This window comes from Streptomyces sp. NPDC036815, assembly GCF_055609205.1.
The window spans coordinates 356197-373422 of the sequence record NZ_JBVJPW010000002.1 but is presented as its reverse complement, the minus strand read 5'-3'; the positions used below and the strand labels follow the sequence as shown (position 1 = coordinate 373422).

Sequence of the window (17226 nt, the reverse complement as noted above, 5' to 3'; positions counted from 1 at the left end):
GGCGGGGGTATGGGTGAAGGAGGGGGTGCCGTGGCCGGTTCCCCGCGCCGGGGCGTTGCCACGGGCCGTCACGCACGGTTGGCTTCGGGCCATGACTCATGACGACGAGAGCTACGAACCCGAACGCGCCGCGCGCCTCCTGCGCACGGAGCGCGACGCCCTGATCCCGCTGCTGCGGGCCGCGCCCGACGAGGCGTACGCGATCCGCACCTGCTGTCCCGGCTGGACCGTGCGGCACATGCTCGCGCACTGCGGCTCCGCGCTGACCCGCGTCGTGGAGAGCCGGTTCGAGGAGGGTGTCTACAGCCCGGAGGCCAACGACCGCGACATCGCCGAGCGCGCCGACTGGTCGAACTCCCGCGTCGTGGACGAGCTGGAGCGCGGCATGACCGAGGCCGGTCCCGCGCTGCTTGCGGCGAAGGGGCGGCTCGACGGCGTGGCGCTGGGGGAGTGGGTGCACGCCGGAGACGTACGGGAGGCGTGGGGGAAGCCGGGTGCGTACGGCGGGGAGGGCCTGGGGGACGCGCTGGCCCTGCTCGCCTGGTTCAGCAGGTCGGACCATGCCGCCGCCGCGCCGCCGCTGCACGCGGACGTCGACGGCAGGGACGAGCCCCTCGTCCTCGGCGCCCCCGACGGCAAGCGGCCGCCGGCCCGCTACATCGGCGACGCGCCGACCCTGATCAGGCTCTGCACGGGCCGCCCGCTGACGGGTACGCGGTACGAACTCGCGGGCGCCGTGGAAAAGGAGTTGGCATTGTTCGGGTGACGTGGATCATGGGGGGATGTCCTCCGAACCCGCTGCCTCCGCCGGACCCCTCGTACCCGCCGATCCCGACGTGGTGCACCCGATGCCCGGCCAGCCGCGCGTGGTCCTGCTCAAGCCGCTCGTGACCTCGCCGCTGATCGAGGCGGGGGACTTCTCGTACTACGACGACCCCGATGACCCGACCGCCTTCGAGACGCGCAACGTGCTCTACCACTACGGGCCCGAGCGGCTGGTCATCGGGAAGTTCTGTGCGCTGGGCGAAGGCGTGCGGTTCATCATGAACGGCGCCAACCACCGGATGGACGGCCCCTCGACGTTCCCCTTCCCGATCATGGGCGGGTCCTGGAGCGACCACTTCGACCTGATCAGCGGGTTGCCGGGGCGCGGCGACACCGTCGTCGGCAACGACGTCTGGTTCGGCTACCGCTCGACCGTCATGCCGGGCGTCCGCATCGGGCACGGCGCCGTCATCGCGTCGGGCGCCGTCGTCGTCGACGACGTGCCGGACTACGGCATCGTGGGCGGCAACCCGGCGAAGCTGATCCGGCGCCGCTTCGGCGACGAGGACATCGCCCGCCTGCTCGAACTCGCCTGGTGGGACTGGCCCGTCGAGCATCTGACGCGGCACATCCGGGCCGTCATGTCGGGCTCGGTGGAGGAGCTGGCCGCCGCCGCACCCGCCCCGGAGGGCCCTGGACGGGGCTGAGCGTCAGTGCCGGTGGCCGTCGCTCCGCTCGGGAGCGGCGGCCCCGCCCGCGTGCACCGTGAACGCCGCCGTGTGGACCGTTCCCTCGTGCTTGAAGTCCAGGAACAGGCGGTACGCGCCCTTGCTCGGTGCCGCCGCGGCGAACGAGATGCCGGGGCCCGCCTTCGTCCTGCCGTCGCCGGGCGAGCCGTTGGGGTGTACGTGGAGGTGGGCGAGGTCGCCCGCGCGCAGAGCCACCAGGTGTCCGTACGCGCCCAGGTAGGGCTGCAGGTCGGTGACGGGTTCGCCGTCGCGCGCCACGTTCAGCGTGAGGTCGCCGCCCGCGCCCGTCCGCAGGTCTCCATCGAGCGTCACGTCGTAGCCGTCGACCTGGGCGGTGGTGGCGGGCTTCGGCAGCTTCCGGGGCGCGTACGTGCCCGCGACCGCGAGGTCCGCGCCGAGCGTCAGGCCCTCCTTCGCGCCCTCGGGGCGGAAGTCGGCGAAGACGCGGTAGCCGCCCGCCTCGGGCAGCTCGACCGGGACCGACCAGGTGCCGTCCGCCGCGCGGGCCGGGTGCAGGTGGCGGTAGGCGGTCAGGTCGCGTGAGGCGACGACGAGGTGGAGCTCCTTGTCGTGCTCCGCGCGGTACGCGGTGACGTTGCGGCCCGAGGAGTCGTCGACGACGGCGAAGCGGAGCTGCTGCTTCTTGTCCGCCTCGATGCGGGGCGTCGTGAGGTCCAGGGTGTAGCCGCGGTCGGAGATCTGCAGGCCGCCGGGGGTGCTCGCGCCGTGCCCCCGCTCTTCGCGCGGGTCGTCGCGCCGGTCGCCGTCGTGTTCGCCGTGCCGGGCGGTCGGCGGCTTGTCCGTGACGGGGTCGATGCCCTGGCCCACTCCGTACGCGGTGCCGAAGGTCGCGGCGACGGCGGCGGCGAATGCGGTGATCTTCAGGCCGGTGTTCATGACAGCTCCTTGATGGGTTTCGAGTGGCCCCGAGTGGCCCCGAGTGGCCCCGAGTGGCCTCGATGGGTTCTGAAGATACCCCCAGGGGGTATGAAGTCAAGGTGTTGCATTCGATACCCCCCAGGGGTATACATGGATCTCGTCAGCGGTACCCACCCCGGGTATCGGAGATCTTCCGTACAGGAGTGCCCCATGGCCGCGCCCACCACCACTCCCGGCACCACCGGAACCACGCCCGCCGCCGAGGTCGAGCTCGCCATCGGCGGCATGACCTGCGCGTCCTGCGCGGCCCGGATCGAGAAGAAGCTCAACCGCATGGACGGCGTCGAGGCGACCGTCAACTACGCCACCGAGAAGGCCAAGGTCAGCTACCGCGGCGCGGACGTCTCGGTGGGGGACCTGATCGCCACCGTCGAGGCCACCGGGTACACCGCCAGGGAGCCCGCCCCCGTGCGCGCCGCGCCGGGCGCCGGGGGCGGGGGCGGGAGCGGCGAGGAGCCGCCCGAAAGCGATGAACTGCGGCCGCTGCGCCAGCGGCTGATCACCGCCGCCCTGCTCTCCGTGCCGGTGATCGCGATGGCGATGGCCCCGGCCCTGCAGTTCGAGTACTGGCAGTGGCTGTCGCTGACGCTGGCCGCGCCCGTCGTCACGTACGCGGCCTGGCCCTTCCACAAGGCCGCCGTCACCAACGCCCGGCACGGCGCGGCCACCATGGACACCCTGATCTCGGTCGGAACGTCGGCGGCGTTCCTCTGGTCCCTGTGGGCGCTGTTCTTCGGCACCGCGGGCACGCCCGGCATGACCCACCCCTTCGAGCTGACCATCGCAAGGAGCGACGGCGCGGGGAACATCTACCTGGAGGCCGCGGCCGGTGTCACCGCCTTCATCCTCGCCGGGCGGTACTTCGAGGCCCGGTCCAAGAGGAAGGCGGGCGCCGCGCTCAAGGCGCTGCTCCAGCTCGGCGCCAAGGACGTCACCGTGCTGCGCGAGGACGGGCGCGAAGAGACCGTGCCGGTGGGGGAGTTGGCGGTCGGCGACCGTTTCCTCGTACGGCCGGGCGAGAAGATCGCCACGGACGGCAGGGTCGTCGAGGGCTCATCGGCCGTGGACGCCGCCATGCTCACCGGCGAGTCCGTGCCCGTCGAGGTCGCGGAGGGCGACCCGGTCACCGGCGCCACCCTCAACGTCGGCGGGCGTCTCGTCGTCGAGGCCACCCGCGTCGGCGCCGACACGCAGCTCGCCCGCATGGCCAAGCTCGTCGAGGACGCGCAGAACGGCAAGGCGGCCGCCCAGCGCCTCGCCGACCGGATCTCCGCGGTGTTCGTGCCGGTCGTCATCGGCCTCGCGCTCGCCACCCTCGGCTTCTGGCTCGGCAACGGCGCCGGACTGACCGCCGCCTTCACCGCCGCGGTCGCCGTACTGATCATCGCCTGCCCGTGCGCCCTGGGCCTCGCCACCCCGACCGCCCTCATGGTCGGCACCGGCCGCGGCGCCCAGCTCGGCATCCTGATCAAGGGCCCGGAGGTCCTGGAGAACACCCGCAAGGCCGACACCGTCGTCCTGGACAAGACCGGCACCGTCACCACCGGCAGGATGACGCTGCTCGCCACCCACACCGCGCCCGGCACCTCCGTATCCGACGTCCTGCGCCTGGCCGGCGCCCTGGAGCACGCCTCGGAGCACCCCATCGCGCAGGCCGTCGCCGCCGGCGCCGCCGCCGAGGTGGGCGAGCTGCCGGCCCCCGAGGACTTCGCCAACGTCGCGGGCCTCGGCGTGCAGGGCGTCGTCGAGGGCCACGCGGTCCTGGTCGGCCGCGAGCGGCTCCTCGCCGAGTGGGCGATGCGCCTGCCCGTCGACCTCGAGCGCGCGAAGGCGGCGGCGGAGGCGGCCGGCCGCACGGCCGTCGTGGTCGCCTGGGACGGCGAGGCCCGCGCGGTCCTGGAGGTCGCCGACGCGGTCAAGGCCACCAGCGCCGAGGCCATCGAGCGGCTGCGCGCGCTCGGCCTGACCCCCATCCTGCTGACCGGCGACAACAAGGCCGTCGCCGCGTCGGTGGCCGCGGAGGTCGGCATCCGGGCCGAGGACGTGATCGCCGAGGTCATGCCGCAGGACAAGGTCGACGTGGTCGAGCGGCTGCAGGCCGAGGGGCGCGTCGTGGCGATGGTCGGCGACGGCGTCAACGACGCGGCGGCGCTGGCCCGGGCCGATCTGGGCCTGGCGATGGGCACGGGCACGGACGCCGCGATCGAGGCGGGCGACCTGACGCTCGTACGGGGTGACCTGCGCGCCGCGGCGGACGCGATCCGGCTCTCCCGCCGCACGCTCGGCACGATCAGGTCGAACCTGTTCTGGGCCTTCGCCTACAACGTGGGCGCCCTGCCGCTGGCCGCAGCCGGTCTGCTCAACCCGATGATCGCGGGCGCGGCGATGGCGTTCTCCTCGGTCTTCGTGGTCGGCAACAGTCTGCGGCTGCGCGGGTTCAAGCCGCTCGCCTGAGATGTTCGCCCTCCGGCCACGTCCGTTCTCCCGCGCGTTTCCCCGCCCCGGTGCGAGCGACTCGGCTCGCGCCGGGGTGTTCTGCGCGTAGGCTGGTAATTGGACTAGACCTGTGTGACTGGTATCGCGACCAGAAGGAAGAGACATCCATGAGCAAGCGTGCAGTCCTGGAGGTGATCGCCCTCGATGCCGAGGACGCCGTCGCCGCCCAGGCAGGCGGAGCGGACCGCCTCGAGTTGGTGACCGACATGGCCGCGGACGGCCTCACCCCGTCCCGCGAGACCTTCGCCGAGATCCGCTCCTCCGTCGACATCTCGCTGCGCGTGATGCTCAGGCTCGCGGACGGCTTCGCCGCGGGCGACGTCGACGAGCTGGTGCGACGCGCCCACGAGCTCCGCGGTGAGGGCGCCGACGAGTTCGTGCTCGGCTTCCTCGACGAGTCCGGCGGCGCCGACATGGCCGCGGTCGAGACGCTGTGCGGCGCACTCGACGGCTGCCGCTGGACCTTCCACCGGGCGATCGACCGCGCCGCCGACCGCGACGCCCTGCGCAAGCAGCTCGCGGACCTGCCGGGCCTGGACACCTACCTCACCGCGGGCTCCGCGGCCGGTGTCGACGACGGCCTGCCCACGCTGCTCGCCGAGGCGGCGCGGAGCGGCGAACCGGGGTACGAACCGCGGCTCCTCATCGGTGGCGGGCTGCGCCTGGACCACCTGCCCCGGCTGCGGGAAGCGGGCGTCGACGCGTTCCACATCGGCGGGGCCGCCCGCCCCGACGGCTGGTCCGCCCCGGTCTCCGCCGCGGCCGTCGCCCAGTGGCGGGCCGCACTCGACGGTTGATCATTTCCCCGCGGGACGCGATAGAACTGGGTCGACACGGAGGGGATCTCATGCCGACACCAGCACATCAACCGCGTCCCGCGGACCGCATCCTCGCAGCCGGGACGCTGCCCGTCGCAGCGATGCTGCTCACCGGGACGGTCGCGCTCCACATCGCGCTCGTCGCGTTCGGGAACATCACCGACTTCGGCACCAACCAGCAGTTCGTACGCCACGTCCTGTCGATGGACACCACGTTCAAGGACAACGGACTGAGATGGCGCGCGGTGGACTCCACCGCCCTGCAGGACGCGGCCTACGTCGGGATCATCGCCTGGGAGGCCCTGGCCGCCCTGATACTCGGCGCGGCGACGGTCCTGTGGGCCCGAGCCCTGCGCCGCCCCCAGGGCCTGCCGCGGCCCCGCATCCAGTACCGGGCCCAACAGGCCGGAACCATCGGCCTGTTGATGATCCTCCTGCTCTTCGGGGTCGGCTTCATCGGCATCGGCGGCGAGTGGTTCGCCATGTGGCAGTCGGAGGCCTGGAACGGCCTGGACGCCGCCATCCGCATCGTGACGCTCGCGGGCATCGTCCTCGTCGTCACACACCTGCCGTCCGCCGGAGCGGCGCCGGTCCCCACCACGGCGGACGGCCCCGGAGAAGACGGCTAGCGGAGCTGCGCGGGCAGTTCGGCCGCGTGCACGACGATCAGCCCCGACACGGCACGGGTCAGCGCCACGTAGAGCCGGCGCAGACCCGTCCGCTCGTCGGGCTCGCCGTCGACGACGGCGGCCGGCTCGTCGAGCACCACGTAGTCGTACTCCAGGCCCTTGGCGAGGGACGCGGGCACCAGGGTGAGCCGGGTCTCCTGCGTGGTCTCCTCGCCGGGCGAGAGATACGTGACACCGGCCGCGCCCAGCGCCGCGGCGAGCGCCGGAATTCGGGCGTCCGCCGCGATCAGGCCCACCGACCCCTCCTGCCGCAGTGACTGCGCGCACGCCTCCAGGCAGCCCGCGTCGAGATCGTCCGTGCGGCGCACCGCGAGCGAACCGGGCGACTCGCGCACCGAGTCGACCGCCGCGAGGCCCGGCGCGATGTCCGGCAGCAGCCGGGACGCGTACGCGATGACCTCGCGCGGCACGCGGAAACCGGCCGTCAGCTCCTCCACGACCGCACCGTCCTTGCCCAGATGTCCGAGCGCCTCGGCCCAACTCCGGGTCGCCCACGGGGTGGTGCCCTGCGCGAGATCGCCGAGCACGGTCGCCGAACCGGTCGTGCAGCGCCGGCCCACCGCGCGGTACTGCATGGGGGAGAGGTCCTGCGCCTCGTCGAGGACGACGTGCCCCAGCGAGTGCGTGCGCGAGACCAGATCGGTCGTCTCGTCGATCAACACGGCGTCCGCGGCCGACCACTTGGCCGTCTTCACGCTCCGCGCGGGCTTCGCCCACAGGATGGTCCGCTGCTCCTCCTCGCTCAGAATCCCCGCCGCGTGCTCGGCGAGGAAACCGGCGTCGGACAGCAGCCGCAGCACGAGCTTCGCGGGCTCGACGGGCGGCCACACCGCCTTCACGGCCGCCTTGACCGCCGCGTTGCGGGCGACGGCGTCCTGCACCCGGTCGTCCGGGGCCTCGCCCGACTGCTCCATGCGGACCAGCACGGCGTGGGCGATGCGCTGCGGCAGGGCGTCCCGGGCGGCGCCGTACCGGATGTCCCGCGCGAGCAACTCCTGGACGATCTCCTCCAGTTCGTACGCGGGAATGCGCCACCTGCGCGAACCGCGGACGACCACGAGGGGCTCGGTGGGCGGCGTGACGTGCGAGCGCACCGCCTTGCGCAGCACCTCGGCCATGCGGGCGTCACCCTTGACGAGGGCGGCCGCGGGGTCGTCCGTGCCGCGCACCTCCACGTGGGCGACGAGGTCGTCGACGGTGGCCTGCTTGACCTCCAGCTCGCCGAGCGCGGGCAGCACCTGCTCGATGTAGTGCAGGAAGGAGGAGTTCGGGCCGATGACGAGCGTGCCGGTGCGGGCGAGCCGCTCGCGGTGCGCGTACAGCAGGTAGGCGACCCGGTGCAGGCCGACGGCGGTCTTGCCGGTCCCCGGCCCGCCCTGCACGCACACACTCCCGCTCAGCCCGCTGCGGACGATCTCGTCCTGCTCCGGCTGGATGGTGGCGACGATGTCCCGCATCGGCCCCACGCGCGGCCGCTCGATCTCCTGCTGCAGGAGCTTGCTGGTCCGCTCCGCCTCCGTCGCGTCACTGAGGTGCTCGTCCTCGTACGCGGTGAGGCCGCCGCCCGTGTAGCCGAAGCGGCGGCGCAGCGCGATGTCCATCGGGTCCTTCTTCGAGGCCCGGTAGAACGGCTGGGAGACCGGCGCCCGCCAGTCGATGACCATCGGGTCCCCGTCGGCGTCGTGCACGTGCCGCCGCCCGATGTAGAACTGCTCGCCCTCGGCGCCCTCCGCCCGCTCGGCGCCGGGCGCGTGCAGGTAGTCGAGCCGCCCGAAGAAGAGGGGGGTGTGGGCGAGGTCGGCGAGCGACTTGATGCGCTCGTCGAGCTGCCGCTCCAGAACGGCGGCGTTCACCCAGTTCGCGGTGACGTCCCGGATGTCCAGGGCCTCGGCGTCCTCGCGCATGGCACGCAGGGCGGCCCGTGACGCGGCGAGGTGCGCGCGCTCTCTGGCCAGGGGCCCTTCGGAGTCGAGGGGGTCGAGGGGGTCGAGAGGGGCGAGGGATTCGAGCGGGTCGAGCGGGTCCACGGGAGTGCCTCCGGCCGTTCAGCGGTGTCGTCTGTACCGGCCGGTTTCCGTCCGGTCGGTGGCGCTCCGCGGGGGAGGCGGGAAGGGGGCATCCTAGGACGGGGAACTGTGGTGAGGCCAACGAGTTTTCGGCGGGCCTTCGAGGGGCGCGGGGAACTGCGCGCCCGGCCACCGCGGGCCCGCACCCGCTCACTCGTCGGCGAGTTCCGCCACCCCGGTGACGCGATGCAGGGGATACGTACGGACCTCATCCGCCGTGTGGTCGTACGCCGTGACGAAGCCCCCCTCCACCCGCACCGGGGCGATCACCCGCTGACTGGCCGAGCCCTCCGCGTTCACGTACCCGATCCACACCGCCTCCCCCGTCATCACCGCGGCCTGCATCGTCGCGAGGGTCTCCGCGGCCGTGGTGCGGGGCAGCCTGCCGTCCGCCGCCGCCGGCGCCTCCTTGCGGGGCGCCGTCGACGCCAGGTCACCCGCGCGGATCGCCCGTACCGCTGCGTCGATGAGCGTGGGCCCGGGCAGCGGCGGCCCGTCCGGGACCGGCTCGGGGGCCGAGCGGGGCGGCGTGCGGTGCGCGTGGGCGCGGGTGATGAGGACGTCGCCCTCCGCGCTCTCCGCGGCCGGCGCGAACCCCATGGCGCGCAGCCCGTCGAGCAGCGCGCCGGGGTCCGCCTGGGCGGCGAGGACGGTGGGCGCGAGACGGCGCAGGCGCAGGCTCTGGGCGCGCTTGTCGGCCATGATCTCGTTGAGCAGGGCCTCGTCGTCGCAGCGCACGTACGCGGAGGCGGCGCCGATCCGCAGGTGGCCGTGTTTCCGCGCCACGTCGTCGATCAGATAGGCCAGGGGCTGCGGAACCGGCGTACGGGAGTGGGCGGCCAGGAAGGCGTGCAGGTCGGACGCCGACTGCCCGGCGTCGAGCGCGCGGCGCACGGAGCCGGGCGTGAAGCGGTAGACGGTGGCGCCGCCCTTCGACTCGACGTCGGCGAGGACGGCGAGGGCGTCGGCGAGCGGCCGCTCCAGCGGGCCGGGGGCCACGGCGGTGAGGTCGGCCTGCAGGAGGACGTGGTCGAGGGGCTCGGGGAGGAGCGGGGCGAGGAGCCGGGCGGCGCGGGCGGCGGCGACGGCGCGTCCGGCGGGGCCGTCGGCGTCGCCTTCCGCGTTCTCCGTGGGCGCCGGCAGCAGCGCCCGGCCGTGCGCCGACAGCGCGCCCCGCCCCGTGACGCCCAGCAACTCGGCCTCGCTCAGGGTCCATCGGGCGATACGGGAGCGCAGGTCCTGCGGGGTCGGGGAGTCGGAGGGGTTCGCGGCGCCGTCCTTGGCGGGGGCGGGACGCGGGCGCCCCGCAGCCGGGCGCTCCCAGCCGAGCCGGGCCAGGAGGGACTCCGGGACGGGGGCGGAGCCCTCGGGGAGCGTGCCCAGGAGGGAGAGGACGCGCAGGCGGACCTCGGGGGCCGCCGAGCGGTCCAGGTGCGGGCCGAGTGCGGAGAGCGTGCGGTCCTTGCCGTCCCGGCCGCCGACCAGGCCCGCCGTGCGGGTGGCGGCGAGCCAGGCCGTGGCCAGGGCCGACCAGCGCTCGGGGGCGGGCAGCTCCTGCCACTCGTCGTAGGCGGGGGTGGCCGCGTACCGTTCGTCGGCCTCGCCGTCGGAGGCGAGCAGGCCCGCCGCGTAGGCCAGTTCGACCCAGAAGGCGGCCATCGGCTCGGACGTGTCGAGCGCCACCGCGGTCCGCTTCAGGTCGCGCACGCTGAGGCCGCCCGCGCGCAGCACGGCGGGGCCGCCCTCGTCCCAGTCCTTCAGGAGCTCCTCGACGGTGGCGAGCGCGGTGTAGGCCTGGCCCGCGGCGGTCGCGTCCACAACCTGTGGACGGTGCTCGCGGGCCGCCTCGACGGGCGGCGGCGTCGGCTCGGTCGTGCGGTGGGCGCGGCCCGCCCGCAGGTGCAGGGCGGCCTCGCGGGGCAGTACGACCGTGCCGGGCGCGGTGGGCAGGAGCAGCCCCCGGTCGAGGAGCCAGCGCAGGTGCCGGGCGGGATCGGCGGTGACCTGCCCGTACGGCGGCCCCCACACCAGCCGGGACAGCACCTCCACGGACTCCGCGGGCGCCTCGTCGAGCAGCGCCGACATACGGGTGCGGTCGGTGAAGAGGGCCGTCAGGGACCGCACCGCCGACACGGGATCGTGGGTCGTCGGCAGCCCGGCCGCCGCGACGATGTCCTGCACGCGGGTCGGCGACATCCCGGCCGTGGCCTCGGCGACGGTCGGACCGAGGCCGGTCGGGGACGGGTGCTGCGGGGTGGGGGCGAGCAGCTCCCGGGCGGTACGCACGAGCCGGAGCCGGTCGTCGGGCCCCCATACCAGGGCCTGCTCGTGCAGGGTGGCGAGGGCGCGGGGCAGCGCCTCCTCGACGGCGGCGTCCCCGTCGTCCCCCGCGAGCAGCGCGCGCACATCGTCGTACGAGGCGGGCTCCGCCGCCACGGCCAGCGCCTCCGCGACCTGCTGGGCGAACCGGTCGAGCCGCTCCAGGGCCCGCACGACGGAGGCGCGGGTGCCCGCGCGGGTGGCGAGCTGGGTCAGATCCGTGGGCACGGGGCTGAGCAGATCCGGCCGCGCCCGGAGCAGCCCGGCCAGCGCCCCGTCCGCCCGCGACCGCAACGCCTCCGCGAGCGACCGCGGCACGTCCCCGGCACGCGAGGGCACGTGTCCGCTCGCGTCGGCGCTGTCCGTGGGCTGCGACTCGTCGGTGCTCATCCGGTTCACGGTAGCGGGTCGGGCGGGATTGCCGGTGGTGTCACCTTCGTGGCCGAGTCTTGCGCGTGGGCTGGTGGACGGCGTCACCGTGGGCCAGGCGCACGAATGCGGCATACCGCACGTTCGTGGCGTGTGGAAGGTGCTTGCGTGGACAGTTCTCTCCTCGACTGTCGGCCGGACCTCGCCTGTTTACCTGAGTGCCGGACGCCCTCTGCACGATGCGGCATTCTTGGGCCGGGAGGGCGATGTGGGCAAAGCATCGAGGAAGAAGCGGGAGCGGAAGGCGGCGGCAGAAGCCCCTTCGGTCGAAGTCGTGGACAGTGGTGATCCCCGAGCGATCGGCGAAGCCGCAATCGCGAGACTGTTGCGCTCGAACTCTCCAGGGAAGCCCAGCCTCGCCGCTGCCTACGCAGCCGGTTTGATGGCGCTGTGGCATGCTCAGCAGGAGGGGGCAGCCCCGCATTGGTACGCCGACATCGACCCGTTGGACGCACTGTTCTTGGGGACGGTCTTTCCCAGGACCTTCCACGACGAGTTCCAGTTCGCCAATGCGCGTGATGCCTGGCTGCGCCTACTGCACGGCACTGTGCACGGAAACGGCATTCAGCGCTTCATTTGCGAGGCGGTCTCGGCCAGCGAGGAGCTCGAGCTCCCGGTGGACGACACCGCACTGATGCTGTCGCTCGTCGGACGATTGGAAGCGGCCGGGCTCGACCAGCGCCGTCTGCCCCGTCGGTTGCTGCCCGAAGCGGCTCTCGACGGCTGCCGTGCGATCCATGGCCCCTCTCTGGATCGGCGGCTCCCCGAGCCGCCGGTGGACGCGAGGGAACGGGTCAAACGGTTCTGGAAAGCCGCTGACGAGGACTTGGCGGGCGAAGACACGCCTCAGGCGATTCTCCGAGACGGGCTGCGCCGGTTCCACGAGGCCGGGCTGCCGGTGAAGAAGGAGTCGCGGCTGTTGCTCCCGGCGTTGTACGTGGCGCTGATGGCGAAGCCGGGCGAGCTGCTGGAGGACTCGGGGGGACACGCCTCAGTGTGGGCGCTGGCCCTGGACGAGGCATCAACGCTTATACCGGTGCTTGACACCCTTCTTCTCGCCCCCGAGCTGGGGATGACTGTGGCCGAGGCGCTCGGGCGTCTGTTCGCTACCCCCTCCTTCACCGAACCGATCCCCGCGGATGCCCTGCTGTGGACCAGCTGCCCTGGTCTCGCCCTGCCGCGTCTGGCCTTCGAGCGGGGAGTCTCCAAGGTGTCCACTCTGGCCGGGGAGGTGACCCCGGATCTGCTGGACTGGGCGGGCATGCACGCCAGGATGCGCTCGAGCAGTACGGCCCGCGGCAGTTCCGCCGATCGCGAAGGCCCGGATGCCGACGAGGCCGCGCAGGGAGTTCAGGACGAGTCGGACGCGGAATGGGTCGAGCGGCGTGAGGCTGTACGCGAGGCGGTGTTGAAGAAGTCCCGCAAGGGGGCCGACGGGACGCAGCAGTCGCCTCGCCGGCAGGACCATCCCGTCGAACGCATTTGGAACGCGGACGGCAGCTCTGTGGTGCGATTCTCCTCCGGCACTCGGTATGGAAGTGAGCTGAAGGAAGGCTTGGAAGGCCAACTGAACGCCTTCCGGGAGAAGTTCGGGCGCGAGCCGGGGCCGGGCGACCCGCTCTTCTTCGACCCCGACGCGGACGAGCCCACTCGTCTCAGCAAGGAGTACTTCGACACCATGCTGCTGAACATGGCAGAACGCGCGGCCGAGATAGGTATCGACCCTGCCTTCGTCCACGCCTGGCGTGAGGTCGGGTACGTGGTCACAGAGGAAAACAGGAGCATGTTCACCACAGCTGAGGTCCTTGCCTTCAGCAGGGCTGTCGTCCGGCACCAGCAGAACCGGGAATGACATGACCGGCACTGCCGAGAACCACATCAGCGGAGGAGTCTTCTTCGGCCTCGTAGTGCAGGGAGAGACCGTCAACCTGACGCTCCCGGCTCGACCGGACCCCGCGCTCGCCGGACTGCCCCGGCGATCCGAGACCTTCGCCGGACGGAGTGCCGAGCTGGAGCGCATCTGCACAGCCCTGGCGCCGGGTGAGAGGGGTGAGAGGGGTGAGACGGGTGGCACCGTGGTGGTGACCGGGCTCGCTGGGATGGGCAAGACCGAACTCGTGCTCCAAGCCGCGCACCGAGCGCTGCGGAAAGATGACTGGTTCCCTGGGGGCGTCCTCTTCGCCGATCTGCACAGCTATGACGCGACGCGCAAAGTGTCGCCGAAGCAAGCACTCGGCACCTTCCTGCGGGCGCTCGGCATCCCTCCGGAACACATCCCTTCCGGGATGGAGGACCGCGCGATCGTCTACCGGTCAGCGCTTGGCGCGCTCGCCGCTGCCGGACGGCGAGTCCTGGTCGTTTTGGACGACGTACCGGCCACCCCCAAGATCCGCCATCTGCTGCCGAGCGACGCGAGCACGGCCACCCTCATCTCTTCGCGGCACTCCCTCACGGAGTTGGACGCCCTGGCGATGACCTTGCGGGAACTGCCCGCCGACGAGGGACAGGAACTGCTGGGCGACGTCCTTCGATTGGCTCTGCCCGAGGAATCGCGAGTGGTGGTCGAGGCGGACGAGGCCGACCGCCTCGTCGCGCTGTGCGGCGGTCTGCCACTGGCCCTGCGCATTGTGGCGTCCCTGCTGGCGGACTTGCCGACTCGGCCGCTGTCCCACCTCCGCAGGGACCTGGAGGACGAGCACTCCCGGCTCGATGTGCTGAGCCGGGAGGAACGTGCCGTGACCGCGGCGTTCGAACTGTCCTACCGGAGGCTCACCAAGGGCCAGGCCAAGCTCTTCCGGTTGATGTCCCTGCATCCCGGGGCCGACTTCTCGGCAAAGGCTGCGGCCGAGTTGTACGGGGAGAGCGTCAAGGAGACGGAACAGCTGCTGCTGGGCCTGGCCCGCCGGCACCTGGTCGAGCCACGGGACCCGTACGGCCGCTGGCAGCAGCATGCTCTGGTCCGCCTCTACGCCCGCGAGCGACTCATGTCGGGCACCGACGCATGGGGAAAGGCCCTCATGCGTCTGCTTGCCTACTTCCACAAGATGACGACCTCAGCGTGCGACAGGCTCTTCAACCCTGCAGGGGCTCTTCCGGCGGCGGATGCGGCCTTCACGACTCGAGTAGAGGCACTGCAGTGGCTGGAGTCCGAGCGACGTTCTCTCGTGGCGGCTGCTCTCTGGACTCACCATGCCGACGACGACCGGCTGTGCGTCGCCCTAGCAGTGCCCGTTTCCCAATACCTGATGGAGATGCGCTACCTGGAGGACGCCGGGTGGGTGTTGTCCGCAGGCATTCGGTCGAGCCGACGGTGCAAGGACCTCTTTCACGAGGCGTCTCTGTTGAGCGCTCTCGGTGTGGTGCTCCGGGACATGCGTAAGTTGCGCAGGTCCGTTCGGGCGCACCACAAGGCCATCAAGATCTGCCGGAAGCTGAAGAAGCGCCAGGCTCTGGCCAGTGCGCTGAACAACCTCGGGCTCTCGCTCCACGAGCAGCGCAAATTCGAACAGGCCGTGGCGGCCCACGCCGAGTCGGCGCAGCTGTTTGAGCGTGCCCGTGACCGGGTGGGGGTGGCGCGCGCTCTGAGCAACACTGGCGAGACGCTGACTGAGCTGGGCCGCCGGAAGGAGGCGACCCGTGTCCTCCGCGAGGCCGCGAAGATCTTCCGCAAACACGGTGACCTGCGCGGTTACGCCCAGACTCTGGGGAGCATCGCCACGGCGACGCGCAACGCCGGGAAGGCAGAACAGGCCGTGGAGCTGCACAAGCGCGTGCTTGACATGGATGACGGCCTGATCGCACCTCATGAGAGGGCAGTCGAGCTGGCCAACTTCTCCGGAACGTTGATCGCCGCCGGAGACGTCGACGCAGCCCTTACCGCGCACCAGGAAGCACTGAACCTCTTCCGGCAGCTGGGAGACCGCCGCGGTGAGGCGACGGTCCTGGGCAATATGGCCCTCGCACGCCAGATGCAGGGCAAGTGGAACAAGGCTGTACGGCTGCACACCCTCGCCCTGGAAGCGTTCCTCGAGGGCAGAGACGATCACGGCCTTGCCGACGAGCTGAGGAGCAGCGCGTACGCGCTGCTCCGGCAGGGCTGCAATACCGAGGCCCTGGAGAACCTGGAGCTCGCCGCCGATCTGTACCACCGGACCGGCGACGCGGAGAGGGCGGTGGACACGCTGGACGCCCTCGATCAGGTACGAAGGAGGGTCGGAAGCGGTATGCGGGTCGTAGTGAGCCGGGTGTGATCACCCGGGCATGCGGCACACTGGACGTTTGGCCTAACCGAAAGGCGCTCGCGTGAACGGTCCCCTCATCGTCCAGTCGGACAAGACCCTCCTGCTCGAGGTCGACCACGAGCGGGCCGACGCCTGTCGCCGGGCCATCGCGCCCTTCGCCGAGCTGGAGCGGGCGCCCGAGCACATCCACACCTACCGCGTCACCCCGCTGGGGCTGTGGAACGCGCGGGCCGCGGGGCACGACGCGGAGCAGGTCGTGGACGCGCTCGTGGAGTTCTCCCGGTACCCCGTACCGCACGCCCTGCTCGTCGACGTCGCCGAGACGATGGCGCGGTACGGACGCCTCACGCTCTCCAAGCACCCCACCCACGGGCTCGTCCTCACCACCACCGACCGGCCCGTCCTGGAGGAGATCCTGCGGTCGAAGAAGGTGCAGCCGCTCGTCGGCGCCCGGCTCGACCCGGACACCGTCGCCGTGCACCCCTCCGAGCGCGGGCAGATCAAGCAGACGCTGCTCAAGCTGGGCTGGCCCGCCGAGGACCTCGCCGGGTACGTCGACGGCGAGGCGCACACGATCGACCTCGACGAGAGCGGCTGGTCGCTGCGGCCCTACCAGCAGCAGGCCGTCGAGGGGTTCTGGCACGGCGGGAGCGGTGTCGTCGTGCTGCCCTGCGGGGCCGGGAAGACCCTGGTCGGCGCCGGGGCCATGGCGCAGGCCAAGGCGACCACGCTGATCCTCGTCACCAACACCGTCTCCGCCCGCCAGTGGAAGCACGAGCTGGTCAAGCGGACCTCGCTCACCGAGGACGAGATCGGTGAGTACAGCGGGACCCGCAAGGAGATCCGGCCGGTCACCATCGCCACGTACCAGGTGCTCACGACGAAGCGGAAGGGCATCTATCCGCATCTGGAGCTCTTCGACTCGCGCGACTGGGGGCTCGTCATCTACGACGAGGTGCACCTGCTGCCCGCGCCCGTCTTCAAGTTCACCGCCGACCTCCAGGCGCGCCGCCGCCTCGGGCTCACCGCGACCCTCGTACGGGAGGACGGGCGCGAGTCCGACGTCTTCTCGCTCATCGGGCCCAAGCGGTTCGACGCCCCGTGGAAGGAGATCGAGGCGCAGGGCTACATCGCGCCCGCCGACTGCGTGGAGGTCCGGGTCAACCTGACCGACAGCGAGCGGCTCGCGTACGCCACCGCGGAGGCCGAGGAGAAGTACCGGTTCTGCGCGACCACCGCCACCAAGCGGAAGGTCACCGAGGCGCTGGTGAAGAAGCACGCGGGGGAGCAGACCCTCGTCATCGGGCAGTACATCGACCAGCTCGACGAGCTCGGCGAACACCTGGACGCGCCCGTCATCAAGGGCGAGACCACGAACGCGCAGCGCGAGAAGCTCTTCGACGCGTTCCGGCAGGGCGAGATCTCCGTCCTCGTCGTGTCGAAGGTCGCGAACTTCTCCATCGACCTGCCCGAGGCGACCGTCGCCATCCAGGTGTCCGGCACGTTCGGGTCGCGGCAGGAGGAGGCGCAGCGGCTCGGGCGGGTCCTGCGGCCCAAGGCCGACGGGCACGAGGCGCGCTTCTACTCCGTCGTCGCCCGCGACACCATCGACCAGGACTTCGCCGCCCACCGCCAGCGGTTCCTCGCCGAGCAGGGGTACGCGTACCGGATCGTGGACGCGGACGAGCTGCTCGCCGGATAGCGCACGGCGGCGT

General features: G+C 72.0%; 11 protein-coding genes. 8 read left to right on the top strand and 3 right to left on the bottom strand.

Annotated features, from left to right (window positions below; all coding sequences use genetic code 11):
• The first annotated feature begins 91 nt into the window (after positions 1-91).
• Entirely contained in the window at positions 92-766 is a 675-nt protein-coding gene (locus tag ACZ69I_RS07885; RefSeq protein ID WP_470830949.1) for a maleylpyruvate isomerase family mycothiol-dependent enzyme, read from the top strand.
• Positions 767-782: 16 nt separating this feature from the next.
• Positions 783-1472 carry a CatB-related O-acetyltransferase gene (locus tag ACZ69I_RS07880; protein ID WP_470830948.1) on the top strand — a complete coding sequence of 230 codons (690 nt, stop codon included), beginning with the start codon at positions 783-785 and terminating at the stop codon, positions 1470-1472.
• 3 nt (positions 1473-1475) lie between these two features.
• Here the strand turns inward: ACZ69I_RS07880 and ACZ69I_RS07875 are convergent, their stop codons facing one another.
• Entirely contained in the window at positions 1476-2411 is a 936-nt protein-coding gene (locus ACZ69I_RS07875) for a hypothetical protein (RefSeq protein WP_470830947.1), read from the bottom strand.
• A gap of 192 nt (positions 2412-2603) precedes the next feature.
• Here ACZ69I_RS07875 and ACZ69I_RS07870 point away from each other — a divergent pair, with 192 nt between their 5' ends.
• The 3 genes from ACZ69I_RS07870 to ACZ69I_RS07860 all read left to right on the top strand — a co-directional run bounded on the left by ACZ69I_RS07870 (position 2604) and on the right by ACZ69I_RS07860 (position 6396).
• A complete protein-coding gene (locus ACZ69I_RS07870) occupies positions 2604-4907 on the top strand; it encodes a heavy metal translocating P-type ATPase (protein WP_470830946.1) in 2304 nt (767 codons plus the stop codon).
• A gap of 149 nt (positions 4908-5056) precedes the next feature.
• Positions 5057-5746 (top strand): copper homeostasis protein CutC, encoded by a 690-nt coding sequence (locus ACZ69I_RS07865; RefSeq protein ID WP_467672740.1) that lies wholly within the window; start codon positions 5057-5059, stop codon positions 5744-5746.
• 50 nt (positions 5747-5796) lie between these two features.
• Positions 5797-6396 carry a DUF2165 domain-containing protein gene (locus ACZ69I_RS07860; RefSeq protein WP_467672738.1) on the top strand — a complete coding sequence of 200 codons (600 nt, stop codon included), beginning with the start codon at positions 5797-5799 and terminating at the stop codon, positions 6394-6396.
• Here ACZ69I_RS07860 and ACZ69I_RS07855 read toward each other — a convergent pair.
• Positions 6393-8411, bottom strand: coding sequence for a HelD family protein (locus ACZ69I_RS07855; RefSeq protein ID WP_470831069.1), 2019 nt, complete (start codon positions 8409-8411; stop codon positions 6393-6395). The two genes, ACZ69I_RS07860 and ACZ69I_RS07855, sit on opposite strands and share 4 nt — an antisense overlap.
• 261 nt (positions 8412-8672) lie before the next feature.
• Positions 8673-11231, bottom strand: a complete 2559-nt coding sequence (locus ACZ69I_RS07850) for a helicase-associated domain-containing protein (RefSeq protein WP_470830945.1) — start codon at positions 11229-11231, stop codon at positions 8673-8675.
• 73 nt (positions 11232-11304) lie between these two features.
• On the opposite strand from ACZ69I_RS07850, the gene ACZ69I_RS07845 reads away from it, so the two are divergent.
• The 3 genes from ACZ69I_RS07845 to ACZ69I_RS07835 are packed head-to-tail and all read left to right on the top strand — an operon-like array spanning position 11305 to position 17213.
• Positions 11305-13122: a hypothetical protein gene (locus ACZ69I_RS07845; protein ID WP_470830944.1), complete on the top strand. Its 1818-nt coding sequence runs from the start codon at positions 11305-11307 to the stop codon at positions 13120-13122.
• A gap of 1 nt (position 13123) precedes the next feature.
• Positions 13124-15520, top strand: a complete 2397-nt coding sequence (locus ACZ69I_RS07840; RefSeq protein ID WP_470830943.1) for a tetratricopeptide repeat protein — start codon at positions 13124-13126, stop codon at positions 15518-15520.
• A gap of 52 nt (positions 15521-15572) precedes the next feature.
• Positions 15573-17213, top strand: a complete 1641-nt coding sequence (locus ACZ69I_RS07835) for a DNA repair helicase XPB (protein WP_467672728.1) — start codon at positions 15573-15575, stop codon at positions 17211-17213.
• Positions 17214-17226 lie beyond the last annotated feature (13 nt).

Excerpts from the sequence above, each read along its gene's own strand:
- ACZ69I_RS07885 (WP_470830949.1), top strand. The coding sequence starts at position 92 with ATGACTCATGACGACGAGAGCTACGAACCCGAACGCGCCGCGCGCCTC.
- ACZ69I_RS07880 (WP_470830948.1), top strand. The coding sequence starts at position 783 with ATGTCCTCCGAACCCGCTGCCTCCGCCGGACCCCTCGTACCCGCCGAT.
- ACZ69I_RS07875 (WP_470830947.1), bottom strand. The coding sequence starts at position 2,411 with ATGAACACCGGCCTGAAGATCACCGCATTCGCCGCCGCCGTCGCCGCG.
- ACZ69I_RS07870 (WP_470830946.1), top strand. The coding sequence starts at position 2,604 with ATGGCCGCGCCCACCACCACTCCCGGCACCACCGGAACCACGCCCGCC.
- ACZ69I_RS07865 (WP_467672740.1), top strand. The coding sequence starts at position 5,057 with ATGAGCAAGCGTGCAGTCCTGGAGGTGATCGCCCTCGATGCCGAGGAC.
- ACZ69I_RS07860 (WP_467672738.1), top strand. The coding sequence starts at position 5,797 with ATGCCGACACCAGCACATCAACCGCGTCCCGCGGACCGCATCCTCGCA.
- ACZ69I_RS07850 (WP_470830945.1), bottom strand. The coding sequence starts at position 11,231 with ATGAGCACCGACGAGTCGCAGCCCACGGACAGCGCCGACGCGAGCGGA.
- ACZ69I_RS07840 (WP_470830943.1), top strand. The coding sequence starts at position 13,124 with ATGACCGGCACTGCCGAGAACCACATCAGCGGAGGAGTCTTCTTCGGC.